The organism is Streptomyces sp. NPDC020742, assembly GCF_040641675.1.
In the GTDB taxonomy this organism is placed as follows: Bacteria; Actinomycetota; Actinomycetes; order Streptomycetales; family Streptomycetaceae; genus Streptomyces.
This window is the reverse complement of sequence record NZ_JBFAEA010000006.1, coordinates 234,689-249,893: the sequence shown is the minus strand read 5'-3', so window position 1 is coordinate 249,893 and position 15,205 is coordinate 234,689. Positions and strand designations below refer to the sequence as shown.

At 74.0% G+C, this 15,205-nt stretch carries 14 protein-coding genes and 1 pseudogene; 8 read left to right on the top strand and 7 right to left on the bottom strand.

The window, feature by feature from the left end:
• The first annotated feature begins 24 nt into the window (after positions 1 to 24).
• The gene (locus AB0G84_RS14290; protein WP_361319641.1) at positions 25 to 972 is read left to right on the top strand and encodes a chitin-binding protein; all 948 of its coding nucleotides are present in this window, start codon (positions 25 to 27) and stop codon (positions 970 to 972) included.
• 412 nt (positions 973 to 1,384) lie between these two features.
• Here AB0G84_RS14290 and AB0G84_RS14285 read toward each other — a convergent pair whose 3' ends face one another.
• From AB0G84_RS14285 to AB0G84_RS14275, 3 genes are all read right to left on the bottom strand, one after another.
• Entirely contained in the window at positions 1,385 to 2,047 is a 663-nt protein-coding gene (locus AB0G84_RS14285) for a response regulator transcription factor (RefSeq protein ID WP_361319638.1), read from the bottom strand.
• Entirely contained in the window at positions 2,035 to 3,219 is a 1,185-nt protein-coding gene (locus AB0G84_RS14280; protein ID WP_361319635.1) for a histidine kinase, read from the bottom strand. The genes AB0G84_RS14285 and AB0G84_RS14280 overlap by 13 nt, the downstream gene beginning before the upstream one ends.
• Before the next feature lie 258 nt (positions 3,220 to 3,477).
• A complete protein-coding gene (locus AB0G84_RS14275) occupies positions 3,478 to 4,257 on the bottom strand; it encodes a class I SAM-dependent methyltransferase (RefSeq protein ID WP_361319632.1) in 780 nt (259 codons plus the stop codon).
• Between the two features lie 81 nt (positions 4,258 to 4,338).
• Here AB0G84_RS14275 and AB0G84_RS14270 point away from each other — a divergent pair.
• Positions 4,339 to 4,560 (top strand): annotated as a pseudogene (locus AB0G84_RS14270) (transposase); the annotation flags it as partial.
• A 314-nt stretch (positions 4,561 to 4,874) separates the two neighbouring features.
• Entirely contained in the window at positions 4,875 to 5,039 is a 165-nt protein-coding gene (locus AB0G84_RS14265) for a hypothetical protein (protein WP_361319629.1), read from the top strand.
• 153 nt (positions 5,040 to 5,192) lie between these two features.
• On the opposite strand, the gene AB0G84_RS14260 is transcribed toward AB0G84_RS14265, so the two are convergent.
• The 3 genes from AB0G84_RS14260 to AB0G84_RS14250 all read right to left on the bottom strand — a co-directional run bounded on the left by AB0G84_RS14260 (position 5,193) and on the right by AB0G84_RS14250 (position 8,256).
• Positions 5,193 to 5,684 carry a hypothetical protein gene (locus tag AB0G84_RS14260; protein WP_361319627.1) on the bottom strand — a complete coding sequence of 164 codons (492 nt, stop codon included), beginning with the start codon at positions 5,682 to 5,684 and terminating at the stop codon, positions 5,193 to 5,195.
• A complete protein-coding gene (locus AB0G84_RS14255) occupies positions 5,684 to 7,456 on the bottom strand; it encodes an ATP-binding protein (protein ID WP_361319624.1) in 1,773 nt (590 codons plus the stop codon). The genes AB0G84_RS14260 and AB0G84_RS14255 overlap by 1 nt, the downstream gene beginning before the upstream one ends.
• Positions 7,457 to 7,569: 113 nt before the next feature.
• Complete coding sequence (locus AB0G84_RS14250) at positions 7,570 to 8,256, bottom strand: response regulator transcription factor (protein ID WP_361319622.1); 687 nt, start codon at positions 8,254 to 8,256, stop codon at positions 7,570 to 7,572.
• A gap of 133 nt (positions 8,257 to 8,389) precedes the next feature.
• Between AB0G84_RS14250 and AB0G84_RS14245 the strand changes: the two genes are divergently transcribed.
• The 4 genes from AB0G84_RS14245 to AB0G84_RS14230 all read left to right on the top strand — a co-directional run bounded on the left by AB0G84_RS14245 (position 8,390) and on the right by AB0G84_RS14230 (position 12,088).
• Entirely contained in the window at positions 8,390 to 9,067 is a 678-nt protein-coding gene (locus tag AB0G84_RS14245; RefSeq protein WP_361319620.1) for a hypothetical protein, read from the top strand.
• Between the two features lie 74 nt (positions 9,068 to 9,141).
• Positions 9,142 to 10,173 (top strand): peptidoglycan-binding protein, encoded by a 1,032-nt coding sequence (locus tag AB0G84_RS14240; RefSeq protein ID WP_361319956.1) that lies wholly within the window; start codon positions 9,142 to 9,144, stop codon positions 10,171 to 10,173.
• Entirely contained in the window at positions 10,170 to 10,895 is a 726-nt protein-coding gene (locus tag AB0G84_RS14235; protein WP_361319618.1) for an ABC transporter ATP-binding protein, read from the top strand. The genes AB0G84_RS14240 and AB0G84_RS14235 overlap by 4 nt, the downstream gene beginning before the upstream one ends.
• Positions 10,892 to 12,088: an ABC transporter permease gene (locus tag AB0G84_RS14230; RefSeq protein ID WP_361319616.1), complete on the top strand. Its 1,197-nt coding sequence runs from the start codon at positions 10,892 to 10,894 to the stop codon at positions 12,086 to 12,088. Before AB0G84_RS14235 ends, AB0G84_RS14230 begins: the two co-directional genes overlap by 4 nt.
• Before the next feature lie 14 nt (positions 12,089 to 12,102).
• On the opposite strand, the gene AB0G84_RS14225 is transcribed toward AB0G84_RS14230, so the two are convergent.
• A complete protein-coding gene (locus tag AB0G84_RS14225; RefSeq protein WP_361319614.1) occupies positions 12,103 to 13,203 on the bottom strand; it encodes an AsnC family transcriptional regulator in 1,101 nt (366 codons plus the stop codon).
• A 178-nt stretch (positions 13,204 to 13,381) separates the two neighbouring features.
• On the opposite strand from AB0G84_RS14225, the gene AB0G84_RS14220 reads away from it, so the two are divergent.
• Entirely contained in the window at positions 13,382 to 14,989 is a 1,608-nt protein-coding gene (locus tag AB0G84_RS14220; RefSeq protein ID WP_361319612.1) for an MFS transporter, read from the top strand.
• The last annotated feature ends 216 nt before the right edge of the window (positions 14,990 to 15,205 follow it).

Genomic DNA, 15,205 nt, shown 5'->3' with positions numbered 1-15,205 from the left:
TATGTCGTCGGGAACCCTCGGCCCATGCGACACAAGACCGTCTACCTCGGCGCCGTGGCCGTGACCAGTGCGTTCGTCCTGCTCAGCCCGCTCGGAGCGGCGGCCACCACCGGCACCATCACCTTCCACACCCGGCCGAACAACAAGCGGTACGAGATCGTCGATCCGGGTGACGATCACTGTTACGGCCTCGGGGACGCGGGCGGTGAGGTCATCAACGACACCCCCCTCGACCTGGTGCTGTGGTCCTCCCGCGACTGCACGGGCAGGTCCATGGCCACCGTGCCGGCCGGCCGGTCCGCCCGCATGGTGCGGTACGGCAGCCTGCAGCTGGACCCGGCCAGCGCCCCGGAGCCCGCGGAGTCCGCCGACCCCTCGTACGACCGGGACCGTGACGACCCGTCGGACCCGTCGGACCGGCGGGATTCGGGGGACCGGAGGGATCCGGAGGACCAGCGGGACTACGGGGACCATCGCGACCCGGCGGACTCGCGGGACGAGGGCGACTCCCGGTACCCCGGTGATGTGGCGGACCCGCGGGATCCCGTCAACTCCCGGGACGGGGGTGACTCTCGGGATGAGGGTGACTCGCGGTACCCCGGTGATGTGGCGGATCGCCGGGACCCGGCCGACTCCCGCGACCGGCGTGACCTCGCGAACCCGTCCGGCCACCCACAGGACCCGGTCAACTCCCCGGCTCGCGTCTCCACCCGGCCGGCGGCCTCGCCGTACACCCGGGTGCCGAACCGGCCCGCGGCCTCGTCGAACTCCCGGGTCCCCAACCGGCCGGCGGCCTCGTCGAACTCCCGGGTGCCGAATCGGCCGGCGACCTCGTCGTACCGGCGTGTACCCACCCGGCCGGTGGTCTCGCCGAGCTCCCGCGTGCCGAACCGGCCCGGTGCCCGGCCCCGGCTGACCCACCGTGCGATCCCCTTCGGCCCGTTCCCGCCGTTCGGCGTGGGTGGATGGTGACCTGACCCCTCCCGGCGCGGTGTGGGGGAGGGTGAACTGCCCCCGGCATCGCAGGGGCGGAGCGGCGGCGCCCCGGGTCCCGGCCCGGTAGGCGCCGCCGTTCGCCGTCAGGGGCGGGCGGCCCCGCCGGGCCACTGCGCCCGGGCGAACGCGGGGAAGCCGCGCGGCGGGCGCCCGGTGATCCGCTCCACCGTGCCGGTCACCCGGTCCTCGGCGCCGTCGGCGATGGCCTGATCCAGCCCGGCCAGCAGCGATGAAGCCGACCCGGCCGGTGCCGGTCGCGGTGTGCAGGGTGCCGGTGCTGCGGAGCGACTCCGCGTGCGGCTGGCTGCCGGTGAAGTGGGCGGTGAGGGCGGCCGGGGCGGTTGCGGGCGTTCGGGCCGGTTGCGGGCGTTCGGGGCGGGCGTCGGCCTCATGCCCCGCGCGGCGCCCCCGACGTGCGGAGGTACGCCAGCACCGCCAGCACCCGCCGGTGCCCGCTGTCGCTCGGCGGCAGGCCCAGCTTCGCGAAGACGTTCCCGATGTGCTTGCTGACCGCCCGCTCCGAGACCACCAGCAGCGTGGCGATGGTCGTGTTGTCCCGGCCCTCGGCCATCAGCTGGAGCACCTCGCGCTCGCGCGGGGTCAGCGCGTCCAGCGGGTCGTTGCGGCGCCGGGTCAGCAGCTCGGAGACCACCTCCGGGTCCAGCGCGGTGCCGCCCGCCGCGACCCGTTCCAGCGCGTCCAGGAACGCATCGACCCGCCCCACCCGGTCCTTCAGCAGGTAGCCCACCCCGCTCGCCCCGTCGCCCAACAGCTCGGCGGCGTAGGTCTCCTCCACGTACTGCGACAGCACCAGCACCGGCAGCCCGGGGATCTCCCGGCGCGCCGCCAGCGCCGCCCGCAGCCCCTCGTCGCGGAACCCCGGTGGCATCCGGACGTCCAGCACGGCCGCGTCCGGGCGGTGGGTGAGCAGCGCCGGCAGCACCTCGGGCCCGCTGGCCGCCACCGCCACCACCTCGTGCCCGGCGGAGGTCAGCAGCAGCACCAGCCCTTCCCGCAGCAGGGCGTTGTCCTCGGCGATCACCACGCGCACGGCAGCTCCACTTCGATCACGGTCGGCCCCCCGTCGGGGCTGGTCAGGTCTACGGTCCCGTCGAGCGCGGCGACCCGGCGGCGGATCCCCAACAGCCCGCTGCCGCCGGGGTTCCCCGGTGCCGGCGGGCGTGCCGCGCCGCCCCGCCCCTCGTCGCGCACCACCACCCGCAACGCCCTTTCCCTGCGGGCAAGTTCCACCGCAGCCCGGTCCGCTCCACTGTGCCGGGCCGCATTGGTCAGGGCCTCCGCGATGACGAAGTACGCGGCCGCCTCGACCGCCGCCGCGGCCCGCGGTCCGGGCTCCAGCCCGTCCGCCCGCACGGTCACCTCCAGCCCGCTGCCGGCCGCGAGCGCCCGCACCGCGCCCACCAGCCCCCGGTCGGTGAGGATCGGCGGATGGATCCCGCGGACCACATGGCGCAGCTCCGCGAGCGCCGCCTCGGCCTGGTCCTGTGCGTCGTCCAGGAGCCGGCGGGCCGCCTCGGGGTCCTTGTCGTACGCGCGCCGGGCCAGGCCCACCCGCATGGACAGCGCCACCAGACGGGCCTGCGCGCCGTCGTGCAGGTCCCGTTCGATGCGCCGGAGTTCGGCGCCGTGTGCAGCGAGGGCACCGGCCCGGGTGACGGTCAGCTCCTCGACCCGCTCGGCGAGGTGCGCGCTGTGCAGGCTGTCCGGCGCCGGGCGCAGCAGCGTCCGCGACCACGCCGCGTCGAGGTCGGCCAGCCGCCCGACCAGCGGGAGCAGCACCGGCCGGCGCCGCAGCAGCCCGCACCACACCCCGTCCACCAGCAGCCCGACCGGCCACAGCGGCAGCGCGAGGTATGCCAGGAGCCAGCCGTAGCCGAAGTGCGCGGCGAGCCAGCGCAGATCGCGGTACGTGCCCGGATCCGCGAGCGCGGTGCGCACCCGCGCGGACAGCTCCCCGGTCAGCGGCAGATACGCCTCGGGGACCGCCGCGCCCGTCCAGGCCGCGATCCGCCGCCGCTTGAACCCTGCCATCCTGCGCAGCATCAGCACCGTCTCCGGCAGCACCCCCGCGCCCACCACGAGGAGCGTCGCGACGGCGGTGAACAGCAGCACCGCGAGGAAGAGGTAGGACACCAGCGACAGCCCGGCCGCCGCCAGCAGCTGTACCGTGGCGCGCCGCGCCCGCCGCACCGTCTCCCCCATGGCCGTCAGCCTAATACTCCAGCTGTAGATCATGATCTTGCTGGTGGGGTGAGAGTGTCAGTGGTGCATGGCACTTTTAGGGGTGGTTGTCATCTGTCTGGGAGCCTCAAGTGGCGAGCCAGCAGGCGAGTTGGCGTTGGTCATCGCTGCCGCTCTCCGAGCGAGGTGGACCGACTGTCAGCGCCAGACGAGACTGCGGATGAGCCGCCTTTGCAAGACGGTGTGCGGCGTGTCATCGATCGTTGCCGACGTGGTGCTTCACAGCCGGCGGACGCGCAGCACGCCGGTCAGCATCGGGAGGGTGAACTCACCCTGGGCGGTCTCCGGCCTACTCGCGAGGAAAGCGCGGATCCGGCCCAGCGTGGCCTCTTGTTGCTGTTCTGGCATGACCAGCACCCCCGCGCGGGTCGCGAGGGTCGCGACGAGAGAGCCGGCGGTGCGGCGCTGCCCATGCGGGAACTCAGCCTGCTCCGGCGAGCCGAACCGGGCGGCCACACCAGTCTTTGGAAGGTGCATGTTTGCCGTCTCGACGCGCCAGCTGGCGGGCGTGTCACGCGGGCCGATGGCCGCGCTCCCGCTGACCCGCGCGAGCCCGGAAACCCACTCGACCCGGTCGTCCATGACGTTCCACAGACCGGCCAGGACGCCGCTTGGCGCGAGGACCCTGGCGATCTCGGATCCCGCGACGGCCATGTCGAACCAATGCATGGCGTTGCCGGCCAGCACGGCATCGACGGACGCGTCCGGCAGCGGGATCGCCTCAGCACTACCCGACAGGGCACGGACAGCCGGCAGCGAGCGGCGCAGCTCGGTCAGCATCGCCGGGTCGGGCTCAACCGCAATGACTTCGACACCCAGCGCGACCAGCGTGGCGGTCAGCTTGCCGGTTCCGGCGCCGAGGTCGAGCACGCGCGGGCCGGGCGCGAGCTTGAGCGCCCAGCGCACCGCGGTCTGCGCGTAGTCCGGACGGTGCTCGGCGTATGCGTCCGCCGCCGCGCCGAAAGACGAGGCGTGAAGCAGCCGTTCATCCTGGTCCATACGGTGACGCTAGCGGTGCTGCTGGCGGTCGGCTACCCCGCCCCACCACTTCGGCGACGGCCACCCGATAGCGCTGGGCGGTTGACGCTCGGGCTGCTCGCCGACCTGCCCCGCAAGAACTGCTGGACGAGCGCCGAATGGGCCGGGGAAGCCCCCCCCCCGCACGGCATGCGGCACCTGCTGTGCCGGGCTTCTTGGGACGCCGACGCGGTGCGGGACGACGTCCGTGACTACGTCGTTGAGCACCTGGCCGACGAGGCAGCGGTGCTGGTCGTCGACGAGACCGGCGATGTGAAGAAGGGCCATCCACAGCCTCTCCCACCGGCTGGGCTGGTCCGACTGGCGACGCCGCCATCAAGCCCGAGCCTAGACCAGCCACTACCGGCGACAAGCGGCCACAGCATGAAGATCACGATCTACAGCTGGAGTACTGAGCGACCCCGTCCCGGGCGGCCGGGTGCGGAACGGCCGGCCGGTGCACCCCCGTCCGGGGTGTAGCCGGCTACACCCCGCCTTCGGGGGGTGGCTCCCTCGACGGGCCGTCCCCGGGGCGGCACCGTGGTTCCCGGAGCGTTCAAGACCCCGCGCTCCGCACGGACTTGCCGGAAGGAACCGCTATGAAGGCCCTGCTGTGGTGTGTGCTCGTCCTCGCCCTCGTCTTCAACGTCTCCACCAGCTTCGCCTTCGACGGCCTCCAGCAGGTGCTGGTCAGCGTCGGCAGCGGGGTGGTGGTCATCGGGTCGGCGGTGGGCCTGTTCCTGCTGCGCGGGAAGCGGGCGTGAGGCACGGGTGCGCTACGTGTAGGCACGGGTGAGGCACGCGTAGGCACGGCTTTGCGGGAGGGCGTCTCCGGGGCGCGGGACGTCCGCCGGAGCGCGGGTGCCTCCGGCCGGGGTGGCAGGAAGCGGGCCTTCCGCCGTCCCGCCGCGGCCGGTTCAGCGTTGCAGGAACTGCTGGCACTGGTACGGGCCGGCCCGGCCGTCGCGGCCGACGACGGTCACCTGGACCTTGTCCGGGCGGGTGCCGTGCAGGACGACCTCGGCGCGGGCGAGGGTGCAGACCAGCTGAGCGGTGCCGGGGTACTGCGGGGAGCCGAGGTAGCCGGTGGTGGTGAGGGTGACCCGGCCGTGCCGGGACGTGGCGTGGAACTGCCCGCCCCCGTCGACCACATTGGACAGCCCGCTCGCCTGCTCCTCCGCGGTGGGGCCGGACAGCAACAGCTTGAAGACGTCGTCGAGTTGGTCGATCCGTACGCCGGGTCGGGACACCCCGCGCGGACCGCTGTCGGAGGCGAAGTAGATCCGCATGCCCTGCGGGATGCCGGACGGGGGCGGGCCGCCGTCGGTGACGCCGGTAGGACGGACGCCGCAGCCACCGCCGAGGAGGGCGAGCAGCGCACAGAGCAGGACGGTACGGGGGCGCGTCATCAGGGGGCCTCCGTGGGGCGGCCGGCGGACGGGGGGACCGGCGGGGCGGCGGGTGCGGGGCGGGGCGGGGAGCTGGGTGAGGAACCGGGTGGGGAGTCGGGGCGGGCGCCCAGTGGGGAGTCGGGGCGGGTGTCCGGTGGGGAGGCCGGAGCGGAAGCCATCGGGGTGTCCGCCCCGGTGCCCGGTGGGGTGTCCGTCCTGGGGCTGGGTGAGGTGTCCGTCCTGGGGCCCGGTGGGGTGTCCGCCCCGGGAGCTGTTGGGGTGTCCGCCCCCGGGCCCGTCGGGGAGTTCGTCCCGGAACCCGTCGGGGACTTCGGCCCGGGGCCCGATCGGGGTTCCGTCCCAGGGCCCGGTGGGGACAGGGGTATGACGAGGGTGAAGACGGCGCCGGGGCCGGATGCCGGGGCACCGACCTCGATGGTGCCGCCGTGCAGCCGGGCGTTCTCCAGGGCGATGGCCATGCCCAGGCCGCTGCCCTCGGAGCGGGTGCGGGCGCTGTCGGCCTTGTAGAAGCGGTCGAAGACATGGCGGGCGACCTCGGGGGCCAGCCCGGGCCCGCGGTCGGCGACCTCGACGGAGAGCCGGCCGTCCGTCTCCCGCAGGGTGACCGTCACCGGGGGCGCGCCGTGCCGCAGCGCATTGCCGACGAGGTTGGCGACGATGACGTCGAGGCGGCGGCGGTCCAGCCGGGCCCGGATGCCCGCCGGCAGCTCGGCCGTCACCGCTTCGGACCAGCCCCGGGCCGCCAGCGTGCCGCGCACCGCCTCGCCCACATCGGTCTCGTGGACGGTGAGCGAGGCGGCCCGGGCGTCGAAGCGGGAGATCTCGATGAGGTCGTCGACCAGCCGGGCGAGCTTGGCGGTCTCCGCGCTGACCGTGCGCGCCGCCTGTGCGGTGTCCGGGGTGAGCTGGTCGGCGTCCTCCTCCAGGACGCTGGAGACCATGGTCATCGCGGCCAGCGGAGTGCGCAGCTCGTGCGAGACATCGGCGACGAAGCGGCGGGCCAGGGCCTCCTGGGTGCGCAGTTCGCCGACCGTGTGCTCCAGGGTGCCGGCGGTCTCGTTGAAGGTGTGCGCCAGCTCGGCCAGCTCGTCCCGGCCCTTCTCCTCGACGCGGATGCTCAGGTCGCCCTCGGCCAGCCGGCGGGTGGCCCGCGCCAGCCGGCGCACCGGCCGCAGCGCGGTACGCGCGGCGAGCAGCGCCAGCACGGCCGACAGCAGCACCACGGGGAGCAGGCCACTGGGCACGGCGCGCACCAGGTCGGCGGCGTCCCGTTCCTCCTCGGCCAGGGACACCACCGCGAACACCTCCACACCGGAGGCCTTCGCGGCGTCCGCACCGGACCGGGCGCCGGCGGCCAGGCCGACCGGGGCGCCGATCACCAGCCAGGGCTGTCCGCGGTACTGCACCCGCTGGAGCGCCACCCGGTCCTCGGTGCGTACTGCGGCGCGCAGTTCGGCGCTGATCCGGCTGCGGTCGGCGGACGGATCGGAGGTGGCGGTGAAGTCGCGGTACTGGGCGACGACCAGCGAGCCGCGCACCCCGGACGAGACGCCGGTGGCGAACCGGGCCAGGGACCGGGGGTCGGTGGGGACGTCGAGGTCCCCGGCCAGCCGCTCGACGCGGTTGCGGAAGTCATCGACCGCGGCGCTCTGGGCCCGCCGCAGGACCGCGTCGCGCGCTTCCCGGTACGCCAGGGCCGTCGCCGTCACCGCGCTGATCAGGGCGACCACCACCACCGTGATGATCAGCCGGCCGCGCAGCCCGGCCACCCCGGTCCCGGAGGCCCGCAGCCGCCCCGCGCGCCGCCCATTCGCCCGTGGCCCGGACGCCCGTCGTTCGGACCCGGACCGCCCGGCCCTCCGCAGCCCCGACACCCGCGGCCTCACAGCGGCCCGAACCGGTAGCCGAAGCCGCGCACCGTCTGGATGTACCGCGGCTTGGCGGGGACGTCCTCCAGCTTGGCGCGCAACCGCCCGACCGCGGCGTCCACCAGCCGTGAATCGCCCAGGAAGTCGTGCTCCCAGACCAGCGCGAGGAGCTGTTCGCGGCTGAAGACCCGGCCGGGGGAGGCGGACAGCTCCAGCAGCAGCCGCAGCTCGGTGGGCGGGAGGGGGACGGGCGCGCCGCGTTTGGTGACGGTCAGCCCGGCCCGGTCGATGGCCAGGCCGGCGAACTCGTTACGGTCCGCGGGCGTGGCGGGGCCCGCCCGGCGCAGTGCCGCCCGGATGCGGGCCTCCAGCACCCGGCCGGTGATCGGCTTGACCACATAGTCGTCCGCGCCCGCCTCCAGCCCGCTGACCACGTCCAGATCCTCGCCACGCGAGGTGAGCATGATGATCGGCAGCTGGCTGCGGGCGCGGATCCGGCGGCAGACCTCGAAGCCGTCGATGCCCGGCAGCATCAGATCGACCACCGCGATCTCGATGCCGCCGCCCCGCGGCCGGGACAGCAGCGCCAGGCCTTCCTCGCCGGTGCCGGCGGCGTCGACCTGGTGGCCGTGCCGGCGCAGCACCAGCTCCATTCCGTCGCGTACGGAGGTGTCGTCCTCGATCAGCAGCACATGCGGCATGACGCCGATTATGAGCGAGGTCAGGAACCGCCCCGAAGTTATCCACAGGTCGGTGGAGCGGTCCGGCGGCATTGTTACGTTCTCATCATGCGGCCATGGAGCGGCCACCAACTAAGCCGCCGAAATTGGCCGCATGAACCCGCAGACGCCCTCCCGCTGCCGCGCCGGTCTTTCCCGCGCCCCCCGCTCCCACGCCGCCCGTTCCCGCACCCCCCGCCTCGCCCTGCTGCTCGCCGTCCCGGTCCTGGCCCTGACCACGGCCTGCGGCGGCTCCGAGTCCCAGGACAACGGCATCGCCACGGTCAGCGACGCGCCCTCCACCAGCCGTTCCCAGGGCGGCTCGGGCGGCTCCGGCGGCGGTGCCGCCCCGGGCAAGAGCGCTTTCTACGACGCACAGATGAAATACGTCCAGTGCATGCGCAAGAACGTCGACAAGGATTTCCCCGACCCGAAATTGAGCGGCTATCTGGACTGGACGAAGATCGACGAACTCCAGCAGAAGCCCGGGAACGAAGCGATCGCCAAGGGCGGCAAGGACGGCGTCTGCACCAAGGACATGCTCAACGCCACGAAGCTGGAGCCGCGGCGCGATACGCAGAAGGAGTACGAGTCGATGCTCGCGCACGCCAAGTGCATGCGTGCGCACGGCGTATCGAAGTTCACCAACCCGCAGCTCCAGGACGGCAACGTCATCCCCGGCGGTGACCCGAACCCGGGCTCACCCGCGCTCTCCCCCGACTCGCCCTCGTACAAGCAGGCCAAGCAGGCATGCAAGGACAAGCTGCTCGATGGTCTGGACGGGATGCAGTGAAGGTCCAAGCCCCCCGTCAGCGGCGGGTCGTCGCCGTGGTGGCGGTGACCGCAGGGGTCGCCGCCACCACCGGTCTGCTGCTGCTGACCGGCGTCGGCAGGGACACCCCGGCCGCCGGCCGCAACACCGCGCTGCCGCCCACGACGACCGAGATCACCCGCACCGACCTGGTCCAGAGCAAGACCGTCGACGGGCACCTGGACTACGCCCGGCGCCGGGCGGTGAAGTCACCCGTGGAGGGCACGGTCACCAAGGCCGCCCAGGTGGGCCGTACGGTCTCGATCGGGCAGCCGCTCTATGAGCGCGACGCCCGCCCGGTGGTCCTGCTCTACGGCGCGACGCCCATGTTCCGCGAGCTGAAGGTCGGCGACCGCGGCCCCGACGTCCTCCAACTGGAGCGCAACCTACGGGACCTGGGCTTCGGCTCCCGCCTGTATGTGGACGTCCGCTACGACGCCGCCACCAAGGCAGCGGTCACGTCCTGGCAGAAGTCCCTGGGCGTCACCGATCCCACCGGCAAGATCGGCAAGGGGGACGTGGTCTTCCAGCGCGGACCCGTACGCGTGGTGTCCGCCGATGCCGCCCTGGCCGATGCGATCAGCCCGGACCGCCCGGTGCTGACGGTCGCCTCCACCACTCCGGTCGTCCGCGCCACGCTCGACCAGGCCGACGCGGCGCTCGCCGCCAAGGGCACCAAGGCCGAGATAGCGCTGCCCAGCGGTGGCACGGTGCACGGCACGGTCAGCGGGACGGTCACCCCCGAGAGCGCCGACTCCTCCGGCGACGGCGGCTCCGGGGCCGAGACCGGGGCCAGGGACGGTGAGGTCAAGGTGGAGATCACCCTCGACAAGGGGGCCGAGCTCCGCTCCAAGGACCAACAGGGCACGCTGAGCGTGAAGTTCGTCAGCGAGAGCCGCAAGAACGTGCTGACGGTGCCGGTCGAGGCGGTGGTCGCACTGCGTGAGGGCGGCTACGGCCTGGAGGTGGTGCAGGGCACCAAGACCCGCATGGTGCGCGTCGAGACCGGGCTCTCCGCCGACGGCCGGATCGAGGTCAGCGGTGCCGGACTGGCCGAGGGCATGAAGGTCGGAGCGGCCGAGCAATGACAGCGCCCACGACCGATCCGGCGCCGGCCCCGCCGGTGATCGAACTGAGCGGTGCCAGCCGGACCTACCCGGGCGGGGTGCACGCCCTGCGCGGCGTCGACCTCCGGGTGGCGCGCGGTGAACTCGCCGCCATCGTCGGCCCGTCCGGCTCCGGCAAGTCCACCCTGCTCAACCTCCTCGGCACGCTCGACCGGGCCACCGCGGGCGAGGTGCGGGTGGCCGGGCACGACGTGAGCGCGCTGACCGACGCCCAGCTCTCCGCCCTGCGCGCCCGGCACATCGGCTTCGTCTTCCAGCACTTCCACCTCGCCCCCGGCCGCAGCGCCCAGGACAACGTCGCCGAGGGCCTGCTCTACGGCGGCACCCCCCGGCGCGAGCGCCGCGAGCTGGCCGGCCGTGCCCTGGAGGGGGTGGGCCTCGGACACCGTGTGCACCACCTCGCCCACCAGCTGTCGGGCGGTGAGAAACAGCGGGTGGCCATCGCCCGCGCCCTGGTCGGCGCGCCGGACCTGCTGCTCGCGGACGAGCCGACCGGGGCCCTGGACACCGCGTCCGGGGAGCTGGTCATGGACCTCATCCGCGAGCTGCACGCATCCGGTACGACCGTCTGCGTCATCACCCACGACAACGAGATCGCCGCGTCGCTGCCCCGTCGGATCCGCCTCCGTGACGGTGCGGTCGTCGACGACTCCGGTGCCCCCACCGAGGAGGTGTCCCGATGAGCGGCCCCGCGCTGCGCCCGGCGCGGCTCTCCCTAGCCGATGTGCTGCGCACCGGTGCCGAGGGCCTGCGCAGCCGGCGCACCCGCGTCGTGCTCTCCGCGCTCGGCATCGCGATCGGCATCGCCACCATGGTCGCGGTGGTCGGCCTGTCCACCTCCAGCCGCGCCGATCTGCTGGCCCGACTGGACCGCTTGGGCACCAACCTGCTCACGGCCGAAGCGGGCCGGGACGCGCTCGGGAACGAGGTCAAGCTCCCCAAGAGCGCGGTGGCGATGGTCGAGCGGATCGGCCCGGTCCAGCACGCCACCGCCACCGGCTCGGTCGACGCCCGGGTGCGCCGCAGTGACGCCGTACCGGAGGAGCTGGCGTCCGGCGTCACCGTCCAGGCCGCCCGGCCCGATCTGCTCACCGCCCTCAACGCCCGTACGGAGAAGGGCAGATGGTTGGACGCGGCGAGCGAACGGCTGCCCGCCGTCGTCCTGGGATCGGTGGCCGCCGACCGGCTCGGCATCACCGCGCCCGGCGCCAAGATCCTGCTGGACGACCGGTGGTACGTGGTCACCGGCATCCTCGCCCCCATCGAGCTGGTGCCCACCCTGGACCGCATCGCCCTGGTCGGATTCCCCTCCGCCGAGCGCTACTTGGGCTTCGACGGACATCCCACCACCGTCTTCGAACGCTCTACGGACGCCTCGGTGGAGGCCGTGCAGCAGGTGCTGGCCCGTACGGTCAACCCCGGCGACGAGGGTGGGGTGAAGGTCTCCCGCCCCTCCGACGCCCTCGCCGCCAAGGCCGCCACCGACAAGGGGCTGACGACCCTGATGCTGGGGCTGGGGGCGGTGGCGCTGCTGGTCGGCGGGGTGGGCGTGGCCAACACCATGGTCATCTCGGTGCTGGAGCGCCGCCAGGAGATCGGCCTGCGCCGCGCCCTGGGCGCCACCAAGGGCGCGATCCGGATCCAGTTCCTCACCGAGTCCCTGCTGCTGTCCGCGCTCGGCGGGGCGGCGGGCGCGGCGCTGGGTGCCGCCGCCACGGTCGCCTTCGCCCGCGCCCAGGGCTGGACCGCGGTGGTCCCGCCCTGGTCGCTGGCCGGCGGGCTGGCGGCGACGCTGCTGATCGGCGTGGTCGCGGGCCTCTATCCGGCGGTACGGGCCTCCCGCCTGCACCCGACCGCCGCCCTCGCCGCCACCTGACCGCCCGGCCCGACTCACCCCCGGGGGCCGCCTCCGGCCCTCGGGTGCCCGGCACCCGGGCGCGCGGCACCCCGCCCGCCGCGGGCCGACGCCGCCGGACGCGGAGGGGCCGCCGGGGGCGCGATCGGGCCCGCCCCCTTCACGGTGCGCAGCACGGGCGCGGTCTCCAGGGTGTGGATCGCGGCCTGGCCGCCCAGCCGCCCGGTGAGGTAGCGGTGCAGCGCCGCGGGGTCGGGGCACAGCGCCTGGGCGACCACATTCGTCCGGCCGGTGGTGGCCGCGACGAAGGCGAGCTCCGCGTGCCCCGCCAACGCCGTGGCGACCCGGTCGAGGCGGGCGGGGGCGACGGCCATCCACAGCATCGCCTGGGTGGTGGCGCCGAACAGCGCATCGTCGACCTCGACGTCGAAGAAGAGCGCGCCGGCGTCCCGGAGGGCGGTCAGACGTCGGGCGACGGTGGCCGGGGACCAGCCGGTGGCCGCGGCCAGTTCGGCCTGCCCGGTCCGACCGTCCCGCTGGAGCGCGGCCAGCAGCGCACCGTCGGCAGCGGTCAACACCGGCCCTGCGCCCAGGAGTCGGTCCCCGCCCCTGCGGTCGCCGTGGGGTGCCAGCTGCCGTCGCTGCCCCTCGTCGAGGATGCCGGCGCGGCCGCGCCAGGCCGTGGGGCCGCCGAGGTAGGTGTGCAGCAGGGCATGGGCGGAGACCGCGGTGATCCCGGCGGTGCGCGGGATGTCGTGCAGCAGCAGCGCATGTCCGTCGGCCCCGTCGGCCGGGGCGTGCACCACCGCGAGGATCTCGGTGCCGCCGGACGCCAGCTTCACCCAGGAGGTGTCGCTACGGCGGGCCAGTGCACGGGCGAGGTCCTGGGCGCCGTGCGGAGCGGCGGTCAGCCGGACCAGCCACTGCACCAGCCCCGCGCAGTGCGGATCGGCGAGCCCCACCACCCGCAGCCCGGCCCGGGCACGCAGCCGCCGGTAGCGGCGGGCGACGGTCTGGGTCGAGACGCCGAGCACCGCGGCGATCCGGCTGAACGGCGCCCGCCCGTCGAGGTGCAGGGCATGCACCAGCCCGCGGTCGACGTCGTCCAGCGCTGCCGCAGTTGCCGCACCGGTCATCGGCGCACCCCTCCCGGTCGGCGGGCCAGGCCCGGAGCCATGGACGAATCCTTCACCACGATCGCCCTGATGGAAAAGATCGACCATCGCCGCACCACAGGAGGAACGGAGGCCCTCCGCGCCCGCACGCTCTGCCGAAAGGCCCCGCCCGGGGGCCGAACGGAAGGAGCCCCGCCCGATGCCTCCCGCACCGTCCGCGCCACCCTCGCAGCCCGCGCCGTACCCCCGCCGCTGGGCCGCCCTGGCGGTGCTGCTGACCGCCGAGGCGATGAACCTGCTCGACTCCACGATCATGACGGTCACCGCACCGGTGATCCACGGCGAACTCGGCGGGCCGGCCTCCGACATCCCGTGGTTCGGCGCCGCGTACACGCTCCCGTTCGCGGTGCTGCTGATCACCGGCGGCCGGCTCGGCGACCTCACCGGGCGCCGGCGCACCTTCCGGATCGGCGTGGTGGTGTTCGTGCTCGCCTCGGCGAGCTGCGCGCTGGCCGCCTCGCCCGCGCTGCTGATCACCGCCCGAGCGGTGCAGGGCGCCGCCGCTGCCCTGGTCATACCGCAGACCATCGGCCTGATCCGCGGCATGTTCCACGGGGACGAACTGGCCAGGGCGATGGGCAGCATCGGCCCCGTCATGGGGCTGGCCGCGGTCTGCGGTCCGGTGCTGGCCGGTGTGCTGACCCATGCCGACCTCCTCGGCTCGTCCTGGCGGTCGGTGTTCCTGGTCAACGTCCCGCTGGGCACCGGCGTCCTGCTCGCGACGCCGCTGCTGCGCGAGGACCGCGAGGACCGCGAGGACCGGCCGGACCGCCGGCCCCGGCTGGACGTGACGGGCACCGCGCTGGCCGTCCTGGCCACCGGGCTGATCATCCATCCGTTCCTGGGGACCGGCCCGTCCTGGACCTCGCCCCGGCCCTGGCTCGTCCTCGCCGCGGGCCTCGGCCTGATGGGGGTGTTCGGGGTGCACCAGCGCCGCCGCACCGCCCGCGGCGGCAGTGCGTTGATCGCGATCGGCCTCTTCCGGGACCGCCGTTTCCCCGCCGCGTTGGCCGCCGCGGTGCTGTTCTTCGCGGTGGTCAACGGCCTGCTGCTGGTGATCGCCCTCCAGCTACAGCTGGGGCCGGGCACCGATGCGCGGACCGCCGGGCTGACCCTGCTGCCGTGGTCCGGTGCGATGGCGGTCTCCTCCTGGACCGCGGGCGCCCACCTGGTGCCCCGCTACGGCGCCCGCGTGATGTTCGCCGGGCTCGCCGCCCTGTTCCTGGGCTCCCTGGGTGCCCTCGCCGTCTACGCCACCAGCAGCCCCGCCCGCTACCCGTGGCCGCTGCTGCTCGCGCTGACGGCCGGCGGGCTGGGGCAGGGGCTGTTCGCCGTCCCGTTCTTCACCACCGCGCTGCACCGGATCCGTCCGCAGGAGACCGGCTCGGCGGCGGGCCTGCTGAACGCCGCCCAGCAGTTCGGCGGCACGCTCGGCGTGGCCCTGCTCGGTGCGGTCTTCCTGGGCGCGGCCGGTGGCGGGACGCCGTCCGCCGCCGGTGCGCTGCGTGGTGCCGGCAGCGCCTTCTCGGTGGGGCTCGCGCTGCTTGCCGCGACCGGTGTGGCCGCCGCCCTGATGCGCACCCGGCGCCATGGGGGGACTCCGCCGCGGTGGAGTGTGCGCACTGTCCGGACCGTCAAGTCCGGTGCTGGCTACGGAGGGCGACGCGTGCCTGGTGAGACCGCTGAGGCGGGAGCCTCACCCCGTATCCGCAGCGTTATCTCCCGCTACTCTTCGTCGACAACATAATATTTTCCGCTTTTGTCTGAATTTTCACGCATATTTCCTTGTTGATAGGTAGGTCGTCGACGTAGCTTGGGAGTTGACGCAGTCGGAAACGGCTCGTCAGCAAGGAACGGAAACCGAGGAGGCAAGTATGAGCTTCCGGAAAGTCTTCCCCCGCAGGCGTCGAGGCGATGGCTGGGGCGACGGAGACGGCGGATACGGATACGGATACGGCGGTCA